This window comes from Novosphingobium sp. (assembly GCF_027486195.1).
GTDB lineage: Bacteria > Pseudomonadota > Alphaproteobacteria > Sphingomonadales > Sphingomonadaceae > Novosphingobium.
Genome location: NZ_JAIXPP010000109.1, coordinates 1 through 18,078 on the forward strand (window position 1 = coordinate 1; position 18,078 = coordinate 18,078).

Sequence of the window (18,078 nt, forward strand, 5' to 3'; positions counted from 1 at the left end):
AGCTCGGTAGAGATTACCGGAAGAATACAGGGGGCGGCCTTGCCAGAGGCAGCCCCCTCATTCGTTTGGGGCTAGGTGCCAGCCTAGCCCCTCCCGACGCTCACAGATTACTTTGAGCGTGCCACCTCGATGATTTTAAGCACGAGAGTGGTGAACGACAGCGCCGCCGAAATAATGGCGACGGTCAGAAGTGCAGTTGAAATGCCTATAGAGATCACCTCCTTTTTGACGGCTTGTTTGCAGCAAAGCTACGCCGTCCAGCCCTATGTAGCCGTACAGACGTATTTGTTCCACGCTTTCCACGCACAGCCTCTTTGACCGTCTACGAGAAAGACGCGTAAACTTCTAAGAAAGCTAGCTTTTTTCCAGAAAAAGCCGTATAATGCTTTCTATGAAGAGGCTTTTTGCCAGATCTGGAAGGAGTGATTGCAAAATGTCGAAGAAAAAGAACCGCGCTCGCCAAAAGCAAACTTCTAGCATTCTAAAAGTTTGCTCGTCGCTAGTAGCGAAGAACCGCTTAAGCGGTCGCTGCTTAGCAGCTTTCTTCGCTACTAGCGACGAGGCGCGTAGCACATTTTGACAGAAAAATCAACCCCATCGCTTTAAAAATCTGTGCTTTAGTTGTCATCTGTGGCTCTTTGGTGGGCAATTCCCGCGCGCAATGTCGATGCTCCAACCTAGAACGAGCACGCAATGCAGGCGGGGCTGTGCCCCGCCTTAGGATTACGGCTACACTTTACTAAATCCCCAAACACCACCCCCTACTCCACCACCGGCAGCGCAATATAACTCCCGCTCTCTCCGCCCACGCTCACCTTCTGCACCACCTTCACATAATCCCCCGGCTTGGCATCCAAAATCGAAGGCACAAACGTCTGCGGGTTGCGGTCATAAAGCGGGAACCAGCTCGATTGCACTTGCACCATGATCCGGTGCCCCGGCAGGAAAACATGGTTCGCCTGCGGCAGTTCGAACACATAGCCCAGCGCCGCCCCGGCCTTCAGCGGCCGCGCCTCGCTCAAGGTCTCGCGGAAGCGGCCGCGGAAGATGTCCATGCCCACGGCCAGTTCGTATCCGCCCATCGCCCGGTCGCCCGGCACCGCATCGGGATAGACGTCGATCAGCTTGACCACCCAGTCGCTGTCGGTCCCGCTGGTCGAGGCGGTCAGGTGCACCACCGGCGCCCCCGCGATCGTCACCGGCTTGTCGAGCACCGGGCCGACGAAGGCCAGCACATCAGGCCGCCCCGAAACCGCGCGCTGGTCGCCCACCAGCCAGGTCGGCCAGGGATTGCCGTCATAGCCTTCCTGCTGGTTCGGGCGCGGGTAATAGGTCACCGGCTTGGCCGGATCGGAGACATAGTCCACCGTCCCCGCCGCAGCCGCCGGTTCAAACCCCAGCCCCTCGCCCGGCAGCAGGTAGAGCTTCTTCTCCCCCTTCGCCGCAGGCCAGCCCGGCAACCGCTGCCACTGGTTGGTGCCGCTCTGGAACGCCGTCACCGCCGGCACATCCATCGGCTTGTCATAGAGGTAATGCGCAAGGAACGGCGCCAGCACGTTCATCCGCCACCACTTGCCGGTGTCCGCATCCCAATGCAGCGCGCCCAGCGTATCGGCCTTCTCGATGGCCTGCCCGTGGTACCACGGCCCGATCGACATATGCAGCAGGCCGTCCTTGTCCGCGCCCTTCAGCGCCTTCCACACCGCCGGCGCGCCGTAGATATCCTCCTGATCCCACAGCGAATGAACCAGCAAGGTCGGCACCTTCAGCGGCGCCTTGGCCAGCACCTTGTCCATCGCCTGTTCCTGCCAGAACCCGTCCCACGCCTGATGCGCCTTCAGCTTCTGCCAGAACCCGATCTGATCGAGGCCCTGCGCGGTCGCCAGCGCACCCGCCGAGCCATACTTCATGAAGTGCGCATAGGCGTCCGCCTCGGCCACTTCATACTTGTTGGCATTGTCGCGCGTCGCCACCTGTTCCCAGATATAGCTGATGCCGATTTGGCGGAATGCGCCGTTGTGGAACCAGTCATCGCCGCGCCAGCCATCGACCATCGGGTTCATCGGCACCGCCACTTTCAGCGCCGGATGCGGGTTCACCAGCGCGGCGAGCGCGGTGAAGCCGTCATAGCTGATGCCGATGATGCCCACCCGCCCGTTGCTTTCGGGCACGTTCTTCACCAGCCAGTCGATGGTGTCATAAGTGTCGGTCGCGTGGTCCGTCTTGGTCGGGTTGAGTGACGTCCCCACGAAGGGCCGGTTCATCACGTAGGCGCCTTCGGAACCATACTTGCCGCGCACGTCCTGCACCACGCGGATATAGCCGCCCGCCGTCACCACATCGGGCGCATGGTCATAGCCATCGAGCGCCACGGCCATGATCGGCGAGCCGTGCTGGCTGGTCATTTCCTCGGCGTTGTAGGGCGTGCGCGTGAGGAGCATCGCTGCATTCTTCGCGCCCTTGGGCACCATGATCACCGTGTGCAGCTTCACCCCGTCGCGCATCGGGATCTCGACCGCGCGCCGCTCGTAATCGCGCGCCGCAACCGGCTGCGTGATCGCCTGCGGCCGCTCGTCATAGACGGGCGCCTTGGCCGGCGCTGCCCACGCGGTCCCCGCACTCGCCAGCAGCAGCCCCAGAGCCAGACCTGTGCGCAGTTTCATGTTCCATTCCCCCTCATCACGATGGCGCGAGCTTAACAGCAGGCCCTCCGCTGCCAAGCGTCATTGCGCATTCACCCGCAAGCCGCCAGAACCGCCGGTGATGCTCCACCGCGCTTTCGTCCGCCTGTTCGCCCTGCTCGTCCTCGCCGCCGTGCCGCTTGCACCGGCCGCGGCAAAACCTGCGCCAGTCTGGGCCTTCGAACGCAGCGACCTCGCGCCCGATCCCGCCTTTCGCTTCGGCCGCCTGCCCAATGGCATGCGCTACGTGATCCGCCACAATGCGAGCCCCAGGGCCACCGCCGAAGTCCGCCTCCAGATCGATGCCGGCTCGCTCGACGAGCAGGATGGCGAGCGCGGCTTTGCCCATTTCGTCGAGCATATGGCCTTCAACGGCAGCGCCCATGTGCCCGAGGGTGAGATGATCAAGCTGCTCGAGCGCGAGGGCCTCGCCTTCGGGGCCGATACCAACGCGCAGACCAGCTTCGAACACACGCTCTACATGCTGAGCCTGCCGCGCAACGAGCCCCGGCTCCTCGATACCGCGCTCATGCTGCTGCGCGAGACGGCGAGCGAGCTTGCCTTCGATCCCGCCGCCGTGGAGCGCGAACGCGGCGTTGTCCTGTCCGAACTGCGCGACGGGCAGGGCTATGCGCTGGACAACAACAAGGACCAGATGGCCTTCCTCTATCCCGCCGCGCACTTCCGGGATCGGCTCCCCATCGGCACGGCGGATTCGCTCAAAGCCGCCACGTCAGACGCGCTCAAGGCATTCTGGGCGCGCGAATATGTGCCTGCGAAAACCACGCTGATCGTCGTCGGCGATTTCGATGCCGATGCGGTCGAGGCGGCGATCGCCAAGCGCTTTGCCGATTGGCCCGTCCGCGCGCCCGCAAAGCGCCCCGATCAGGGCCGCGTCCATCCCGATCAGCAGGGCGCCGCGCGCATCCACCTCGATCCGGCGCTGTCGGAACGCGTCACCGTCTCGCGCCATGGCCGCTGGCGCCGCGAGCCCGATACCGAGGAGCAGCGCCGCATCGACCTCCTGCGCCAGATCGGCTACGGCGTGATCAACCGCCGCATGCAGCGCCTCAGCCGCCTCGCGCAGCCGCCCTTCCGCGGCGCCGGGCTCGGCACCAGCGAAGTCTTCCACATCGGCCGCACCACCAATCTCGTCGTCGATACGCCGGACAAGGGCTGGCGCGATGGTCTCTTCGCCGCCGCGCAGGTCTACCGCGAGGCGCTGGCCAGGGGCTTCACCGCAGCCGAAGTGGCCGAGCAGGTCGCCAATGCGCGCACGGGCATCGAAAACGCCGCCGCCGCCGCCGAAACGCGCAGCAACGATGCGCTCGTCGGCGCGGTGATCCAGCTCCTGCGCGATGAAAAGGTACCCACCACCCCCGCCTCCGCGCTCGAACGCTTCAACCGCCACGCCGCCTCGTTCACCCCCGCCGCCGTGCTCGCCGCGCTGCGCGCCGAGGTGCTGCCGCTCGAAAACCCGCTGATCCGCTTCCAGGGCCGCACTGCGCCCGCCAATGGCGCTGCAACCGGCGAGAGAGCCCTGCGCGCCACCTGGAACGAAGCGCTGCGCGCGCCCCTGCGCCTCAAGGTCAGCGCGCCCTCGGGCACTTTCGCCTATACCGATTTCGGCACGCCCGGCACGGTTGCCAGCGACGTCACTCGCGCCGATCTCGGCCTGCGCCAGATCCGCTTCGCCAACGGCGTCCGCCTCAATCTGCGGCGCACCGATCTCGAACAGGACCGCGTGCTTGTCCGCCTATACGTCGATGGCGGCGAACTGCTCGATACCAAGGCCAATCCCCTCGCCACCGAAATGACCGCGATGCTCTCCACCGGCGGCCTCGGCAAGCACAGCCTCGATGATCTGCAGACCCTGCTCGCCGGCCACTCCGTCGGCAACAGCATCGCAGCATCGGGCGATGCTTTCGCGATGGGCGCGGGCACTACCCGCCGCGATCTCGAACTCCAGCTCCAGCTGCTCGCCGCGCAGATCACCGATCCCGGCTGGCGCACTTCGGCGGACATCCTCTACCACCAGACGATGACCAACTTCTTCGCGCGCCGCGATGCCACCCCCGCCTCCGCGATCGCCAACACGCTCCCCGGCCTCCTTTCCAGCGGCGATCCGCGCTTCACCATCCAGCCGCCCGAAGCCTATCAGGCGCTCACCATGGCGCGGCTCAAGGCCGATATCGGCGATCGCCTTGCAAACGGCGCGATCGAGCTTACCCTCGTCGGCGATCTCGATCCCGATGCCGCCATTGCCATGGCCGCCCGCACCTTCGGCGCCCTCCCCCCGCGCGAACCCGATTTCCGCCCCTACGAGGAAGCCCGCCAGCGCAGCTTCACCCCCCAGCGCGGCCTCACCGTGATCCGCCACAAGGGCGAGGCCAACCAGGCGATCGTCCGCTATGTCTGGCCCACCACCGACGACAGCGATCCCGTGACCGCCATCGGCCTCGAACTCCTGCAGGAAGTCGCCGGCATCGAAGTGCTCGATGTGGTGCGCGAGGCGCTCGGCAAGGCCTATTCGCCAGCCACCTCCTCCTCGCTCAGCCGGGTCTGGCGCGGCTGGGGCACGTTCAGCGTCAACGCCTCGGTCGATGTCGCCGATGTCGCCGCCACCCGCACCGCGATCGAGCGCACCATCGCCGGCCTCGCCGCCGCGCCCATCGATGCCGACATCCTCGCCCGCGCCCGCGCCCCGATGCGCGAGCGGCTCGACAATCTGCTCAAGACCAACGCCGGCTGGCTCGCCCTCACCGAACGCGCGGCATCCCAGCCCGAACGTCTCGAACGCTACTTCAAGGCCCGCCAGCGCCTCGACGCGCTCACCGCCGCCGATCTCCAGGCCCTCGCCCAGCGCTACCTCGCCCCCGATCAGGCCGTGATCGCGCTCGTCCTCCCCGAAGGTGCAGCAGCGCCTGCCCGATAGGGCGCTATCGCCCCGCCCGGCCCCAGCCTAGCCTTGCACTGCACTCGCCAAGGACCGCCCGACATGACCACCCGCTTCGCCGCCGCCATCGCCGCCGCCCTCGCGCTCTTCCCCGCCGCGGCCCGCGCAGGCCACAGCGAGCTCACCGTCCCGCCCGCCGAAACCTTCCTCCTCGGCGGCGAGCAGCAGGCCGAAATGGTCGTCTCCGGCCGCAACACCGGCCAGACCGGCGTCGTGATCCTCGCCAAGACCGGCCCTGCCGAAGACGCGCCCGAAACCGTGATCGCCACAGTCGCCCCCGGCGGCCAGTTCCGTCACGCTTATGCGCCCGGCGAAATCGCGCTGATCCGCAACCAGTCTCCAAGCGAAACCGCCCGCCTCAGCGTGGATTTCACCGGTAACGCCAGCAGCTTGTCGATGTCGTACGCCGCGCCCGGCAAGAAGGACTGACGCCTCAGGCCACCGTATCCTGATAGCGCCGCACCGCCACAAACCCCAGCAGTGCCAGCATCCCCGCCAGCACGCTCATTTCGGGCAGGGCATCGATGATTCCCCAGCCCTTCAGCATGATCCCGCGCACCAGCCGGATGAAGTGCGTGGTTGGCAGCACTTCCGCCAACGTCTGCGCCCACTGCGGCATCCCGCGATAGGGAAAGGCAAAGCCCGATAGCAGCACCGAGGGCAGGATGTAGAAAAAGCTCATCTGCATCGCCTGCAACTGGCTCTGCGCCAGCGTGGAAAGCGTGAAGCCCAGCCCTAGGCTCGTCACCATGAACAGCAGGGTCGCCCCCAGCAGCAAGGGCAGCGGCCCCGCAAACGGCACCTGAAACAGAAACCGCGCCGCCAACAGGATCACGCTCAATTGCACGATCCCGATGGCCAGATAGGGCACGATCTTGCCCACCATCACCTCGAACGGGCGCAGCGGCGTCGCCAGCAGGTTCTCCATCGTCCCCTGCTCCACCTCGCGCGTCACCGATAGCGCGGTCAGCATCACCATCGTCATCGAAAGCACGATGGCGAGCAGGCCGGGCACCACGTTGTGGCTGGTGATCCCTTCGGGGTTATAGCTGCGGTGCAGCACCAGATCGACCGGCGATGGCCCCGCCGCGCGGCTCCCCAGCGGCCCGATCAGATCATGCCCCAGCGCGGTCGAAACCGCCTCGCTGATCGCGCTGATTGCGGGGCCGGTAGCGGCAGGATCGGTAGCGTCCGCCGTCACCAGCAATTGCGGCCGCCGCCCACGCACCAGATCGCGCCCGAAATCGGCCGGGATCGTCACCACGAACTGCACTTTGCCGTTCTGCAGCAGCTCTTCCCCCGCGCCAGGGCTTTCCACCAGCTCGGTCACCTTGAAGTATGTCGTGTTGCGCAGCGCCGCATCGATCGAGCGCGCGAAGACCGAATTGTCCCCCCGCTCGATCGCCATCGGCAGCCCGCGCGGATCGTTGTTGATCGCATAGCCGAAAATCATCAGCTGCATCAGCGGCATGACCAGCATCATACCCACCGTGCCCCGGTCGCGCAGCATCTGCCGCACTTCCTTGAACACCATCGCGCCGATGCGCTGCAGCGGCGTGGCGCTCATGTGCGGGCTCCGGGAAATTGTTCGCGCAGAGGCGCAGAGGCGCGGAGAAAGGAAGGACTTGGTTCGCGCAGAGACCGCAGAGATCGCAGAGATGTTCCGAGCGCCGCAGGCCTTTTGTATCCACGCGCAGGCTTGAAAGTGTAGCGCGGCTTCGCCGCAAAGCGCGATACCTTTGCGCTCTCTGCGGTCTCTGCGCGAAACCCTTCTCTTCTCCGCGCCTCTGCGCCTCTGCGCGAGAAAATCCTCATGCGTGCACCACCACCGAGTTATCCTCGGCCCCGCGCATCAGATGGATGAATACGTCCTCCAAACTCGGACTCGCCTCGCGGAACGCAATCGTCCCCGCCCACGGCGCCACCGCTTCATGCAGCGCCGCCATGTCAGGCCCGCAGACATGCAGCGCCGTGCCAAACGGCGCCGCCATCGCCACTCCGGGCCGCGCCTCGATCGCCGCCGCCAGCCGGTCCGCACCCGGCCCTTCGCCTTGCAGCGCCTTGAGGCCCGACGCGGCCACCACTTCGGCAATGCTCCCCCGCGCCAGCATCCGCCCATAGGCGATATAGGCGATCTCGTGGCAGCGCTCGGCCTCGTCCATGTAGTGGGTGGAGACGAGCACGGTCATCCCGCCCGCCGCCAGCCCATGAATCTGCTCCCAGAACTCGCGCCGCGCCTGCGGATCGACACCTGCGGTCGGCTCGTCCAGCAGCAGGATTTCCGGCCCGTGCAGCACGCAGGCCGCGAGCGCGAGGCGCTGCTTCCAGCCGCCCGAAAGCTTGCCCGCCAGCTGATCGCCGCGGCTCGTCAGCCCCAGCTGCTCCAGCGCCTCCGCCACGCGCTCGCGCCGCCGGTCCAGCCCATGCACCCGCGCAAAGAACTCCAGATTCTCCGCAATCGTCAGGTCCGAAAACAGCCCGAACTTCTGCGTCATGTACCCCACGCGCGCCTTGATCGAGCTGCGCCGCGTGCGCAGGTCCTCGCCCAGCACGGTGCCCTCGCCCGCATCGGGGATCAGCAGCCCGCAGATCATCCGCAAAGTCGTCGTCTTGCCCGATCCGTTCGGCCCCAGAAAGCCGCAAATCCGCCCCCGCGCCACCGCCAGATCGACAGCATCGACCACAGTCCGCCCGCCAAACCGCTTGGTCAGCCCCCGCACATCGATGACGAGATCATCGTTCACGGCATCACCGCTACCGGCAACCCCAGCGGCAGCGGCTGGTCTGTCGGCAGCATGGCCTCCACCATAAACACCAGCTTCGCCCGCGCATGCTCGCTGTAGATCACCGGCGGCGTATATTCCGCGCGCGGCGCGATGAACCGCACCGTCGCCGTCCGCTCCGCCCCGCAGCCATCGCAGGTAAAGCGCACTGCCTGCCCCATGCGCAGCCCCGCCACCTTGTCCTGCGGCACGAAGAAGCGGATCTTGCGCTTGTCGTCCGGAATGATCGAGACGACCGGCTGGTTCGCCGGCACCCATTCGCCGGGGTTGAAATAGGTCTGCTCGATCTGCCCGCTCGCCGGGGAGGTCGGCGCAATCTCCTGCCGCCGCCGCGCTTCCGCAGCCAGCGCTGCCTTCGCGCCCTGCACTTGCGCGGCGGCTGCCGCCTGCTGGCTCTCGCGCCCCACAGTCAGCGCGCCGCTGCGTTGCTGCGCCTGCGCCTGTGCCACACTCGCCGCCGCACTGTCCCGCGCCGCCCGCGCGGCGTCCAGTTGCGTGCGGCTGGCAAAGCCCTTCGCCGCCAGATCGGCAAAGCGCCGGAAGTCCGCCTCCGCCCGCACCAGCTGCGCCCGCGCCGAAGCTTCTGCCGCGCGCGACACATCGATCTCCGGCGTCCGCTCGCGCGCCGCGCCCAGATCGCTGAGCGAGGCCTGCGCCGATTGCACTTGCGCCGCCGCCTGCGCCGCGCTCGCATCCGCGCTGCGCGGATCGAGCGCAAAGAGGGCTGCGCCTGCGTTCACCCGCCCGCCGCGCTCCACTGGCCGGCTCGCCAGCGTGCCTGAAACCGGCGCGGCCACATAAAGCGCCTCACCCTCGACATAGCCTAGCCACGGTTCGGGTGCGCTGCTGCGCGTGAAGAACCACACGGCCACACCCCCCAGCACGGCCAGCAGGAGCAGGATCGGCAGGCGCGCGCGGAGGCTCATGCGAAATCTCCCCGGGCCGTCAGCCCCTTCAGCAGCACCTCCGCATGGCTCACCGCCATCGCCTCGATATAGAGCGGGTCCGCGCCCACCGGCTCGAACACGATCCGCCACAGCGCTGAAAAGATCATGCCGCCCGCCACGCTGCGCGCCGCCAGCGCCGGATTGGCGCAGGCGAATTCCCCGCGCGTAACGCCGTGGCGGATGATCGCCTCGATCGCGCCGAGCACGCGGGTGATCGCGTGATCGTGGTAGAACTTCACCAGATCGGGAAAGGCCTGACCCTCGCCGATGATCAGGCGCGGCAGGAAGGCAATGTTGCCGCTCCCCAGCCGCACCATCACCACATGGATGAACCGCCGCAGCGCATCGGGGGCGCTGGTGCCCGCCAGGTCCGGCATGGCCTCGGGCAGCACGTGCCCGATCATCCCCTGCACCAACGCGCGAAACAACGCCTCCTTGCTCTCGAACCGGCTGTAGATCGCGCTGCGACTGATCCCCACCCGCTGCGCAATGTCTTCCATCGTCGTCGCGGCAAATCCGCGCGTGGCAAAGGCTTCGCGCGCTGCATCGAGGATGCGGTCATCGCGATCGGGAGGTGTGACTCGGGCCATGGCCGAATAAATAACAGACGCGTCTGTTATTTAAAAGTCGGTAGCGGCGCGTTTCGGGCCGATTTTCCTACATCGCGGCGATCTGGTATGGTGGCTCCATGTTGCGCATTTCCGCCATTTTTCATCGCTTCCACGCCGCTTCGGCAGCCGCGCATGTCCTGCCCGCCGGGGCCGCAGGGTTTTCACTCAGGACTGTGTCAACCGTGTCAACTTGCCGCCAACTTGCGCTTGGCCGCGCGCCGGAGCATAGGCGCACGCGAATCTTCCCTTCGCCGCCACGAAAGGCTCTTCACCCATGAAAGTTCGCGTCCACGTCAGCCTCAAGAACGGCGTGCTCGATCCGCAGGGCCGCGCCATTCATCACGCGCTCGAAGGTCTCGGCTTCGAAGGCGTCAACGATGTGCGCGCCGGCCGCCTGATCGAAATGGACGTGGCCGACAGCACCACCGACGCCGCGCTGGACGAGATGTGCCGCAAGCTCCTCGCCAACCAGGTGATCGAAAACTTCCGCATCGAAAAGGTCGCCTGAGCAGGAACCGGAACGCCTCCCCCCGTTCGTGTCGAGCGAAGTCGAGACACCAGACACCGAAAGCCCAGCCCATGCCCTTCACCGCCGCTGTCATCACCTTCCCCGGCTCCAACTGCGACCGTGACATGGCAGTTGCGATTGAAAAGATCACCGGCGGCACGGTCCACCGCGTGTGGCACGGCGATGCCGAACTACCTGCGGGCCTCGATTTCATCGCGCTGCCCGGCGGCTTTTCTTACGGCGATTATCTGCGCTCGGGCGCGATGGCCGCGCGCTCACCGGTGATGCAGGCGGTCGTCGTCGCCGCCCATCGCGGTGTCACCGTGCTCGGCGTGTGCAACGGCTTTCAGGTCCTCACCGAAGCCGGCCTGCTCCCCGGCGCGCTGATGCGCAACGCCGGCATCCGCTTCGTCTGCCGCGATGTGCCGTTGGTCGTCGAAAACAACCAGTCGCTGTTCACCGCGCGCTACACCGCCGGCCAGCGCATCACGATCCCGGTCGCGCACCACGATGGCAACTACTTCGCCGATGCCGAAACGCTGGACCGCCTCGAAGGCGAAGGCCGCGTCGCCTTCCGCTACGGTGAACCCGTCAACGGCTCGCAGCGCGATATCGCGGGCGTCCTCAATGCTTCTGGCAACGTGCTTGGCATGATGCCGCACCCCGAACGCATGATCGAACCCGCGCAGGGCGGCAGCGATGGCCGGGCCTTGTTTGAAAGTGTGCTGGCAGGCCTCGGCGTCGCGGCCTGATCTCAGGCAAGCTGGCGGCGCCACTCCAGCGTATCGAACAGCCCGGCCGCGTCGCGCGCGGTCATCGGGCGGCCGAAGTAGTAGCCCTGGATCTTCTTGCAGCCAAGCTGGCGGATCTTGGCCAGTTCTTCTTCGGTTTCGACACCTTCGGCAGTCGTCGACATCTCAAGCGCGTCGGCCATCGCCACCACGGCGCGCACGATGGCAAGGCTCTCGGGATTGTCCTTCGCGGCGCCCTGCACGAAGCTGCGGTCCACCTTGATCGTCGAGAACCGCAGTTTCCGGAGGTAACCCAGCGAGGAATAGCCCGTCCCGAAATCGTCAAGCGCCACGCCGCAGCCCAGCGACATGATCCGCTCCAGCGTCTGCTGCGCCGCCGTCCCGTCGCGCACGAAAATGCTTTCGGTCACTTCGATCTCAAGCCGGTGCGGCGGCAGGCCGCTGGCGGCGAGCGCGCTCACCACCACTTCGGCAAAGCTGGGATCAAGCAGCTGCTCGCCCGAAACGTTGACCGCAACCTTGATCGGGTCCGGCCAGTTCATCGCTTCGAAGCACGCGGTGCGCAGCACCCATTCGCCAATCGGCACGATGAGCCGGGTGTCTTCGGCGAGCGGAATGAACTTGGCGGGACTGATCGGGCCATGGTCCGCCGAATGCCAGCGCAGCAGCGCCTCGAAACTCACCGGCGCCTCGGTGATCGCATCGACCACCGGCTGATAGGCCAGCGTGAATTCCCCGCGCTCCAGCGCGTGGCGCAGCGCGAACTCCAGCTTGCGCCGCTCCTCGGCATGCGCATGCAGCGAAGGCTCGTAATCGAAGTGCAACCCGCCGCCCTCGTCCTTGGCGCGGTAGAGCGCGAGGTCGGCATTGCGCATCAGCGTCTCAACGGTCGCGCCATCGCGGGGCCCGATCGCCGAGCCGACGCTCGCGCCGACATACAGCGTGTGGTGATCGATCTCGTAAGGCTGCGAAAGCGCAGTGATCACCGCGTAGGCCACTTCGCGGATCCGCGTCCCGTCGCCGGTATCGCGGACCACGATGGCAAACTCGTCACCGCCGAGGCGCCCGCACAGCTCGTTCTCGCTCATCAGCGACTTCAGCCGGTCCGAAACCTTGGCGAGCAGCTGGTCGCCGACGAGGTGCCCAAGCGTATCGTTGACCGCCTTGAACCGGTCGAGGTCGATCATCATGAAACCGCAGCGCATCCGCCAGCGGTCCGCCTCGCACATCGCCTCGCCCAGCGTCTCGGTCAGCATCAGGCGGTTGGGCAGGCCTGTCAGCGTGTCGTAGCGGGCGAGATAGGCGATCTTGTCGGCGCTCTCGCGCTGCTCGGTTACGTCCGAACCGACACCGCGGAAGCCGATGAAATTGCCGTTGTCGTTAAATCGCGGCGAGGCGGAGAGCTCCCACCAGCGGTTATTGCCGTGCAGGGTCACGTGGACCAGCAGGTTCGAAAAGCTCTCGCGCCGCTTCAGCCGTTCGGCCAGATCATGCAGGGAGGAATGGAAATGCCCGCTTTCCCATGCCGACCCGGCGATCAGCTGGATCAGCGGCTTGCCGTCGATGTCTTCGGGATCCTCGCCCAGCGCGAAGGCAAAGCGGGGGCTCGCGGCACGGACCCGGCGGTTGGAATCGGTCTGCCACAGCCAGTCCGCCTCGCCTTCCTCGAACTCGCGCAGCAGCAGCGAGACGACCTCGCTCTTTTCCGCGACGCCCGCTTCGGCGACCTTGCCGGCGAGGAACATGCGCGCCGCCTCGAGGCTGCCCACCCACAGGAAAATCACGAAAGTCACTGCCGCAGCAGCCGCCGTCACTTTGCCGAAGAAGACAAACACCACGACGCTCGCCGCGCCAAGAATCGCGTTGAACAGCACCGCGCCGAGCGGAACGGCAGCGAAAGCCAGCGCCGTGCCGGCCATCAGCATCGCCATGATCGTCCAGACCAGCAGCCGCTGCTCGGGCGAGGCGAAAGGCGACATGACGAGGATCGGCAAGACCCACACCAGACCCGCTGCAACGGTGCATACGGTGTGGCGGTGAATTTCGTGCCGCGTCATCCGGCGGCGATCGGCATCTTCGAGCGTGCGGTCGAAGCTTGCGCCCCAGGCCAGCACCCCGGCGAGCGCCACGGCCCAGCCCAGCAGCACCGCAAACGGGATTGCCCCCCACAGCGCCTGAACGACGAGCATGGCTGCGAGCCCATGGGCTACCAGCCTGGGGCGGGTGAGCCGGGCGAGGCCGGAATACTGCAATCCGCGCAGCCGTCCCCAATCGCCTTCCGCCGAATCGGAGAGGCCCAGCACGGCCATCGCCGGAAGTTCCCGCGGCAGAGCGGGCAAGGTTTGATCAGTGGTTCGCGTCACACTTCGCGGCTTAGTGGGGAAACCTTGCGCAATGGTAAGCAGGTGGCGTCTTCCACCACGAGCTGCGCCTTTCAGGGTGTTTTTCAAGCGCCCGAAACAAAGGGCACAAGCTCGTTCCGTAACGAATTGCCGGGCGCGTTTTTTTACCTTTTGGCTGCGGCCCCTGCAGCTTGCCCCTGCCGCTTTGCCGGGCACCGTGCTAGCGCCCACACGCCACCCTTAGCGCGAGTTTCGTCCCGACCATGACTGCCCCCCTCCTGATCCTCGATGGCGGCACCGGCCGCGAACTTGCCCGCAGCGGTGCGCCCTTCCGCCAGCCCGAATGGTCGGCGCTCGCGTTGATCGAGGGGCCGCAGTTCGTCAGCGCCGTCCACCGCGCCTATGTCGCGGCCGGGGCGGACGTGATCACGACCAATTCCTATGCCGTCGTCCCCTTTCATATCGGTGAGCAACGCTTTGCGGAGCAGGGCGCCGCGCTCGCGTCCCTTGCCGGACGGCTGGCGCGCGAAGTCGCTGATTCGGCACAAGAGTCCACGGGACGAAAGGTGCATGTCGCGGGATCGCTGCCGCCCATCTGCGGGTCCTACCGCCCCGATCTCGTCGATCTCGACCGTGCCCGCCCAGTGCTCGAAGTCCTCGTCGCAGCGCTCGCGCCCAGCATCGACCACTGGCTCGCGGAGACCTTGTCCTCGCTCGTCGAAGCGCGGCTGGCCGCCTCGCTCACCGCGCCCACGGCCAAGCCGCTGTGGCTCTCGTTCACGCTGGAGGATGGGCAGCCGGTCGCCGAGCCGGTCCTGCGCTCGGGCGAGAGCGTGGCCGAAGCCGCCCGCCTTGCGCAGGAGATCGGCGCGGCGGCGCTGCTGTTCAATTGCAGCCAGCCCGAAGTGATGGAAGCCGCCGTGCGCGCCGCGCATGCCGAGCTGGGGCCTGACAGCCCTATCCGCATCGGCGTCTATGCCAATGCCTTCCCGCCAATGGCCGCCGATGCCGAAGCCAACAACGGCCTTACGCCCATCCGCGAGGACCTGACGCCCGAAGGCTATGGGCGCTTCGCCGCGGCGTGGCACGCAGCCGGTGCCTCGATCCTCGGGGGGTGCTGCGGGATCGGGCCGGAGCACATCGCGGCGCTGCGGGTGAGCGCGGGCGAGGCCTGACCGGCGGTCAGCCCGCGCCCGGCGCAGGCTCGGGCCGCCGCTGCCACAAGGTCAGCCCGTCCCCCAGGATCAGGTAGTCCCCGACCGGCGTGTAATGCGTGCGAGCCTCATTCATCACCGTCGGTGCCGTGAACGAGGTCGCGTAGATGCTCAGGTCGGACCGCGTCAGGATGAACATCGGGCGCTTTGCAAGGAACTCGGCGACGATCTGCTCCTGCGGCCGCCCCACCGCGCCGTGCTCCATGTATTCGGCGCTGTGGAACGGGAAGGGATACTTCGCTTTCGGGCGCGTGTCCGTGGCCGCATAGGCTGCCGTCGGCCCTGAAAAGACATAGAGCGTGCGGCCCGGGCCGCCCGCCTTGATCCGTTCGACCATGGCATGGAACTGGGCCACATCGGTGCGGCCGGCGGCGATGTTCTGCGGAAAGTTCCCCACGACGACAAGTGCCCCGACCAGCACCGCCGCACCAAACCACCCGGCGCGCTGGCGCAGATCGTAGAACGGCACCGCCAGCAGTACCGCGAACGGGCCAAGGAAGGCGTAGTAGTAGGCCAGCACATTGCTCGGAAAGTAGATCGAGGCGAGCGCCCCCACCGTCATAACCACCACGAGGGTGCTGGCCCGCCGCGGATAGGTCTGGCCGAGCCGGAACCATGCCCAGACCCCGGCTGCGATCATCAGCAGGAAAGGCGCGATCACCGTCAGGGTCTTGGGATGAAACCGTCCGATGCTCGTCTTGCGTTCGAAGATCGAGACGAAGTTGGCGTAGACGAAGTCATCCCAATGGCCCGCAGCCGCATACCACGCGCCGATCGCGATCGTGGGTGCGAGGCCCGCCAGCGCATAGAGGCAGGCCCGCCCCAATACCGGCAGCACCGCGCGGACCCGGCGATAGTCCTCCACCAGTACGAACACGGCAAACACCGCGCAAAACGGCGCTGCGGTATACTTGATCTGAAGCGCGAGGCCCCCCAGCAGCATGGCCAGCACCATCGCTCGCAGCGATCCCGGACAGACCATCGCAAGGAACATCATGCCCATGCACAGCGGCGTGAACAGCAACTCGCTCTGCGCGCCGCGGCATCCGAACACGGTCATGGCGAGAAGGTAAAGCAGCGCGGCGACCCAGCCGGTGCGGCGGTCGGCCAGCACTGCCGTCATGCGATAGGCAAGCCAGGCACCGATGCAGGCAAACAGGTTGGCCATGGCGAGATAGGCGAAGGCCCCGCGCCCAAGCAGCGCATGCGCACCCTCATACAGCAGGAACAGCCCGACCGGCTTGCGATCCCAGATGTCGACATAGGGCACCTGCCCATCGAGCATGGCGGTGGCGACGTAGGAATAGAACTGCTCGTCGTGGTCGACGACCGGATTGTCCATCCACCAGATGCGGATCAGCAGCGAACATGCGGCAATGAACAGCAGGACCGGCAGCTCGCGCACGAGCGCTCCAGCCCTGCCATGGTCCGCGATGCCCGCGGCCGCTGCGGTCATTCGACGGTGACCGACTTCGCCAGATTGCGCGGCTGGTCCACATCGGTCCCCTTCGCCACGGCCACGTGATAGGCCAGCAGCTGCACCGGCACGGCATAGACCAGCGGCGCGATCAGCGGGTGAACCTTGGGCATCTCGATCGTGGCAAGGCAGCCCTCGCCCGCTTCCTCGATCCCCGCCGCATCCGAAATCAGCACGACCTTGCCGCCGCGCGCGCGCACTTCCTGCATGTTGCTCACGGTCTTCTCGAACAGCGGCCCCGAAGGCGCGAGCACGATCACCGGCACGGCCTCGTCGATCAGCGCGATCGGCCCATGCTTCATTTCGCCCGAGGCATAACCCTCGGCGTGGATGTAGCTGATTTCCTTGAGCTTCAGCGCGCCTTCCAGCGCCAGCGGATAGTCCGGCCCGCGGCCCAGATAGAGCACATCGCGCGCCGGGGCGATGAGGTGCGCCATCGCCGCGATCTCGTCGTCATGGCTGAGCGCCGCATTGAGCGCGGCGGGCGTCTCGGCCAGTTGGTTGACGATATCGGCCTCTTCCTCGCGCGTCAGCCGCCCGCGCTTGACCGCCAGGTGTGCAGCCAGTGCGGCGAGCACGGCGAGTTGGCAGGTAAACGCCTTGGTCGAGGCGACGCCGATTTCCGGCCCGGCGTGGGTCGGCAGCAGCAGATCCGCTTCGCGCGCCATCGAGCTGGTCGGTACGTTGACGACGACGGCGATGGTCTGCCCTTCCGCCTTGCAATGGCGCAGCGCGGCAAGTGTGTCCGCCGTCTCGCCGCTCTGCGAGATGAACAGCGCGAGGCCGCCCGGCTCGAGCACCGGATCGCGGTAGCGGAACTCGCTCGCCACATCGATATCGACGGGCAGGCGCGCGAACTGCTCGAACCAGTACTTCGCGACCATCCCTGCGTAGAAGCTCGTTCCGCAGGCGACGATGGTCACGCGGCTGATGCTGGAGAGGTCGAAATCGATCTGCGGCAGCGCCACGGTCTGGTCGATCCGGCGCAAGTAGCTGCGCAGCGTCTGCGCCACCACGGTCGGCTGCTCGAAGATTTCCTTCTGCATGAAGTGGCGAAACTCGCCCTTCTCGATCGCTGCCGCCGTCGCGCCCGAGGCAACGATGGGCCGCACAACCTGCACATTGTTCACGTCGTAAATCGTCGCGCCTTCGCGCGTGATGACGACCCAATCGCCTTCTTCCAGATACGTGATCCGCTGGGTCAGCGGCGCGAGCGCCAATGCGTCGGAACCGAGGTAGGTCTCGCCCTCACCGTAGCCCACCACCAGTGGCGAGCCGAGCCGCGCGCCGATCAGCATGTCGTCATGCTGGCGGAACGCGATGGCCAGAGCAAACGCCCCGCGCAGCGTGGGCAGCACGGCCTTGACCGCATCCTGAGGGCTGAGGCCGGCCTCGACCTGTTCCGAAACGAGGTGCGCGACGACTTCGGTATCGGTCTCGCTCTCGAACTTGCGGCCGCGCGCGATCAGGGCATCGCGCAGCGGCTTGAAGTTTTCGATGATCCCGTTGTGCACCAGCGCCACCTCGTCCGTCGCGTGCGGGTGCGCGTTGCTGGTCGTCGGCGCGCCGTGGGTGGCCCAGCGGGTGTGGGCAATGCCGATGTGGCCTGCGGCCGGATGGCGGGCCAGTTCGAGCACAAGGTTGTTCAGCTTGCCCTCGGCCCGGCGGCGCACCAGTTGGCCATCCGCGACGAGACAGATACCAGCGCTGTCATAGCCCCGGTATTCCATGCGGCGCAGACCATCGACCAGCCGGTCCGCCACCTGTTCCTTGCCGACAATTCCGATAATTCCGCACATGGGGAGGT

The 18,078-nt window shown here is 66.5% G+C and carries 13 protein-coding genes; 5 read left to right on the plus strand and 8 right to left on the minus strand.

What is annotated here, in order from left to right:
• Positions 1 to 761 precede the first annotated feature (761 nt).
• Complete coding sequence (locus Q0071_RS18685) at positions 762 to 2,663, minus strand: CocE/NonD family hydrolase (RefSeq protein WP_298173212.1); 1,902 nt, start codon at positions 2,661 to 2,663, stop codon at positions 762 to 764.
• A 100-nt stretch (positions 2,664 to 2,763) separates the two neighbouring features.
• Here Q0071_RS18685 and Q0071_RS18690 point away from each other — a divergent pair, with 100 nt between their 5' ends.
• Together Q0071_RS18690 and Q0071_RS18695 are read left to right on the plus strand one after the other, a co-directional pair.
• Entirely contained in the window at positions 2,764 to 5,616 is a 2,853-nt protein-coding gene (locus Q0071_RS18690; protein WP_298173214.1) for a M16 family metallopeptidase, read from the plus strand.
• Between the two features lie 63 nt (positions 5,617 to 5,679).
• Positions 5,680 to 6,066: a hypothetical protein gene (locus Q0071_RS18695; protein WP_298173217.1), complete on the plus strand. Its 387-nt coding sequence runs from the start codon at positions 5,680 to 5,682 to the stop codon at positions 6,064 to 6,066.
• Positions 6,067 to 6,070: 4 nt separating this feature from the next.
• On the opposite strand, the gene Q0071_RS18700 is transcribed toward Q0071_RS18695, so the two are convergent.
• The 4 genes from Q0071_RS18700 to Q0071_RS18715 all read right to left on the minus strand — a co-directional run bounded on the left by Q0071_RS18700 (position 6,071) and on the right by Q0071_RS18715 (position 9,957).
• The gene (locus Q0071_RS18700) at positions 6,071 to 7,204 is read right to left on the minus strand and encodes an ABC transporter permease (RefSeq protein ID WP_298173220.1); all 1,134 of its coding nucleotides are present in this window, start codon (positions 7,202 to 7,204) and stop codon (positions 6,071 to 6,073) included.
• A gap of 244 nt (positions 7,205 to 7,448) precedes the next feature.
• Complete coding sequence (locus Q0071_RS18705) at positions 7,449 to 8,381, minus strand: ABC transporter ATP-binding protein (RefSeq protein WP_298173224.1); 933 nt, start codon at positions 8,379 to 8,381, stop codon at positions 7,449 to 7,451.
• On the minus strand, positions 8,378 to 9,346 hold the full coding sequence (locus Q0071_RS18710) for an HlyD family secretion protein (protein WP_298173227.1): 969 nt from the start codon (positions 9,344 to 9,346) through the stop codon (positions 8,378 to 8,380). The genes Q0071_RS18705 and Q0071_RS18710 overlap by 4 nt, the downstream gene beginning before the upstream one ends.
• The gene (locus tag Q0071_RS18715) at positions 9,343 to 9,957 is read right to left on the minus strand and encodes a TetR/AcrR family transcriptional regulator (protein ID WP_298173230.1); all 615 of its coding nucleotides are present in this window, start codon (positions 9,955 to 9,957) and stop codon (positions 9,343 to 9,345) included. Before Q0071_RS18715 ends, Q0071_RS18710 begins: the two co-directional genes overlap by 4 nt.
• Positions 9,958 to 10,252: 295 nt before the next feature.
• Between Q0071_RS18715 and purS the strand changes: the two genes are divergently transcribed.
• The gene (gene purS, locus Q0071_RS18720) at positions 10,253 to 10,486 is read left to right on the plus strand and encodes a phosphoribosylformylglycinamidine synthase subunit PurS (RefSeq protein WP_298173233.1); all 234 of its coding nucleotides are present in this window, start codon (positions 10,253 to 10,255) and stop codon (positions 10,484 to 10,486) included.
• Between the two features lie 71 nt (positions 10,487 to 10,557).
• The gene (gene purQ, locus Q0071_RS18725; RefSeq protein WP_298173236.1) at positions 10,558 to 11,238 is read left to right on the plus strand and encodes a phosphoribosylformylglycinamidine synthase subunit PurQ; all 681 of its coding nucleotides are present in this window, start codon (positions 10,558 to 10,560) and stop codon (positions 11,236 to 11,238) included.
• Between the two features lie 2 nt (positions 11,239 to 11,240).
• Here purQ and Q0071_RS18730 read toward each other — a convergent pair whose 3' ends face one another.
• Complete coding sequence (locus tag Q0071_RS18730; protein ID WP_298173239.1) at positions 11,241 to 13,547, minus strand: bifunctional diguanylate cyclase/phosphodiesterase; 2,307 nt, start codon at positions 13,545 to 13,547, stop codon at positions 11,241 to 11,243.
• A gap of 296 nt (positions 13,548 to 13,843) precedes the next feature.
• On the opposite strand from Q0071_RS18730, the gene Q0071_RS18735 reads away from it, so the two are divergent.
• Complete coding sequence (locus Q0071_RS18735) at positions 13,844 to 14,755, plus strand: homocysteine S-methyltransferase family protein (RefSeq protein ID WP_298173243.1); 912 nt, start codon at positions 13,844 to 13,846, stop codon at positions 14,753 to 14,755.
• A 7-nt stretch (positions 14,756 to 14,762) separates the two neighbouring features.
• On the opposite strand, the gene Q0071_RS18740 is transcribed toward Q0071_RS18735, so the two are convergent.
• Together Q0071_RS18740 and glmS are read right to left on the minus strand one after the other, a co-directional pair.
• Entirely contained in the window at positions 14,763 to 16,250 is a 1,488-nt protein-coding gene (locus tag Q0071_RS18740; protein WP_298173246.1) for a glycosyltransferase family 39 protein, read from the minus strand.
• Positions 16,247 to 18,070 (minus strand): glutamine--fructose-6-phosphate transaminase (isomerizing), encoded by a 1,824-nt coding sequence (gene glmS / locus Q0071_RS18745; RefSeq protein ID WP_298173249.1) that lies wholly within the window; start codon positions 18,068 to 18,070, stop codon positions 16,247 to 16,249. The genes Q0071_RS18740 and glmS overlap by 4 nt, the downstream gene beginning before the upstream one ends.
• Positions 18,071 to 18,078 lie beyond the last annotated feature (8 nt).